The sequence below is a fragment of the Micromonospora sp. ATA51 genome (assembly GCF_016802855.1).
GTDB lineage: Bacteria > Actinomycetota > Actinomycetes > Mycobacteriales > Micromonosporaceae > Micromonospora > Micromonospora sicca.
In genome coordinates, this window is record NZ_JAEVHJ010000505.1 from 1 (window position 1) to 3,008 (window position 3,008).

At 75.8% G+C, this 3,008-nt stretch carries 2 protein-coding genes and 2 pseudogenes; 2 read left to right on the forward strand and 2 right to left on the reverse strand.

Annotated elements, in window-relative coordinates; translation table 11 throughout:
- The coding region (locus tag JNW87_RS36760) for a VOC family protein (RefSeq protein WP_238455307.1) at positions 1 to 546 on the reverse strand (546 nt) is incomplete at its 3' end.
- A gap of 50 nt (positions 547 to 596) precedes the next feature.
- Here JNW87_RS36760 and JNW87_RS40330 point away from each other — a divergent pair.
- Both JNW87_RS40330 and JNW87_RS36775 read left to right on the forward strand, forming a co-directional pair.
- Positions 597 to 1,056, forward strand: a pseudogene (locus tag JNW87_RS40330) (MarR family winged helix-turn-helix transcriptional regulator).
- 57 nt (positions 1,057 to 1,113) lie between these two features.
- Positions 1,114 to 2,709 carry a tetratricopeptide repeat protein gene (locus tag JNW87_RS36775; RefSeq protein ID WP_238455310.1) on the forward strand — a complete coding sequence of 532 codons (1,596 nt, stop codon included), beginning with the start codon at positions 1,114 to 1,116 and terminating at the stop codon, positions 2,707 to 2,709.
- Between the two features lie 4 nt (positions 2,710 to 2,713).
- Here JNW87_RS36775 and JNW87_RS36780 read toward each other — a convergent pair.
- Positions 2,714 to 2,923: pseudogene (locus tag JNW87_RS36780) on the reverse strand (ATP-binding protein); the annotation flags it as partial.
- Positions 2,924 to 3,008: the final 85 nt, after the last annotated feature.

The following is a 3,008-nucleotide window of genomic DNA, read 5'->3' on the forward strand; positions in this document are numbered from 1 at the left end:
CCGATCCGCTTGCGGGCGGCGAGGGCGTCGTCGTCGAGCAGGTCGGCGGGGATGATCCAGACGATCTCGAACTCCAGGCCGTCCGGGTCCTGCCCGTAGCCGGCCGATCCGCTTGCGGGCGGCGAGGGCGTCGTCGTCGAGCAGGTCGGCGGGGATGATCCAGACGATCTCGAACTCCAGGCCGTCCGGGTCCTGCCCGTAGAGGCTCTTGGTGGTGCCGTGGTCGGAGGTGCCGACCAGGGCGCCGGCGGCGGCCAGCCGCTCGGCGGTGGCGGCCAGCTCGTCCAGGGTGTCCAGCTCCCAGGCGAGGTGGTAGAGGCCGACGGTGGCCCGGCCGGCCTGCGAGCGGCCGGCCGCCGCGCCGATCTCGAAGAGGCCGAGGTCGTGGTCGTTGGTGGAGTCGGGCGCCTGGAGGAAGGCCGCGCCGCGGAATCCGTCCGGGGTCATCGCCACCGGACGGAAGCCCAGCACGTCGCGGTAGAAGGCGACGCTGCGCTCGAGGTTGCTGACGTAGAGGACGGCGTGGTTGAGCCGGTGGATTCCCATGGCCACCACGTTAACGCGGTTTAGTTGAGCGTTCAATCAGTGCGGCTATGATGGGCGTCATGACCCGGTGGCTGAACCCCGACGAGCAGCGCACCTGGCGGGCGTTCCTGACCGCCTCCCGGGCGCTGATGGACACCCTCGACCGCGAGCTGCAACGCGACGCGGACATGCCGCACGCGTACTACGAGATCCTGGTCCGGCTCTCCGAAGCCCCGGACGACGGCTGCGGATGAGCGACCTCGCCGAGGCCACCGGCTCCTCCCGCAGCCGCCTCTCGCACGCCGCCGCCCGCCTCGAATCGGCCGGCTGGATCCGCCGCGAGGACTGCCGACCGACCGGCGCGGGCAGCTCGCCGTCCTCACCGACACCGGCTTCGCCGCCCTGGCCGCCGCCGCCCCCGGCCACGTCGAGGGCGTACGCCGGCACCTGTTCGACGCGTTGAGCCCGGCCCAGGTCGACCAGCTCCGGCGGATCAGCGAGACCCTGGCCGACCACCTGACCGGTTCCTGACCGATTCGATCACCTCCGGGGGTTGTACTTACCGTCGCCGGGCGGCCACGATGGGGCGTGTCCTCCGGCTTCGGTGAACTGACCGTCCAGGCGCACCACCTGGTGTCCGCGGGCGACCTGGCCGGTGCCCAACGACTGCTCGCCGACGCGCTGACCGACGCCGATCCCCGCCCGGCCAACGCCTCCCCCGAGCTGGCCGACGCCGCCGGGCTCCAGGCGCGGGTGCTGGTCGCGCTCGGCGAACCGCACTCCGCCCGCGGCTGGGCCGCCTTCGCGTACGCGGCGGCCACCCGCCTCTACGGCCGCGCCGACGAACGGACGATCACCGCCGCCGCCACCCTGGCCGCCGTGCTGCACCGGGTCGGCAGCGACGCCCGGGCCGCCCGGCTCTACTCCGACGTCATCATCGAGCTGACCGCCCGCGACGGGCCCGAGTCGATGCGGGTGCTGGCCGCCCACGCCGACCTGGCCACCGTGGAGTACGCCCGGGGCCAGTGCGAGGTCGCCCGGGACCGGCTCCAGGACGCCTGGGAGCTGCACCGCGAGGTGTACGGCGACGGCCACCCCAGCGGGATCAAGATGCTGGCCAAGCTCGGCGCGATGGAACGCGACTGCGGCCGGTACAGCGCCTCGCACGAGCACCTGACGCTCGCCGAGGAGCTGTGCCGGGTGTACCTGCCGGCCGACGACCCGCTCGCCGCGCAGGTGGCCGCCCTCTCCGGGGCCGCCGCCGACCCGGACCACGTCTGCGCCGACCCGGAGCCGCCCGCCCGCCCGGCACCCGTGGCGCCCGCCGCCCGGGAGACGCCCGTCGTACCGGCCGCCCGGATGCCGCCGGCGGCCGAGGGGCCACCCGAACCACCACCGCACCACCCGCCCGAGCAGCCGCTGTATCACCCGCCCGACCGGGCGGCCCCGCACCCGACCGTGCCCACGCCACGGCTCCCACCCGAGGCCCGCGACGAGCCGTTCGGCGAGCCGACCGCCGACGACGCCTGGTGGCCGCCGGAGGAGCACCTCGACGACCTGTACCGGGCCGGGAAGAGCGCACTGCCGCCGACGGTGGTCGGCCTCACCGACGAAGAGCCGGACGGCGTACGCCGGGTCCCGCGGGCCGCCGAGCCGGAACCGCCGTCGCGGTACCTGCCGGTGCACGTGCCCCGGCCGTCCGAGCCCGAGCCGCGCGCCAACCGGTGGCTGCCGCTGGCCGCGGCCGGCGTGGTCGTGGTGCTGCTCGGGGCCGGGGCGGTGATCGCCGGAGTGTCCCGGGTGGACCGAGGACGGGACACCCCACCGTCCCCGCCGGCCACCACCGGCGCGCCGGCCAGCGGTTCACCCGCCCCGACCACCGGTACGCCCCGCGCCGCGCCGCCCGCCTCCCCCGGCACCCCGCCCGGCGCGGTACGGCTGACCGACCGGCGGGACAGCATCGCGCTGCGCTGGACGTACCCGGCGGGCGCCGAGGGGCCGGTGGTCATCGCCGGTGGCCGGGCCGGCGAGGGGCAGCACACCTTCGAGCAACTGCCCGCCGGCACCGACAGCTACATCGCCTACGGCCTCAGCCGGACCACCGACTACTGCTTCACCGTCGCGCTGGTCTGGTCCACGGACACGGTGGCCCGGGCCGAGCCGGTCTGCACCCGCCGCGGCTGACCGCTCAGCCCGCGTCCGGCTCGACCAGCGCCGGCAGCCGGACGCTCACCCGCAGGCCGGGTCCGCCGCCGGACGCGGACTCCGCAGTGGCGGCCGGCATCGGCGCGGACGGTCCGGCCTGCGCGTCGGCGTCGGCGAGTTCGACAGTGCCGCCGGCCCGCCGGACCAGCTCGCGGACGATGGCCAGCCCCAGGCCGCGCCCCCGGGCAGACCGCCGATCGCGGTCTGGTCGGTGAGCGCCATCGCGTAGTCCATGAGCTCGTCGATGACGACGAGCACCGGACGCGCGACCTCGGCGA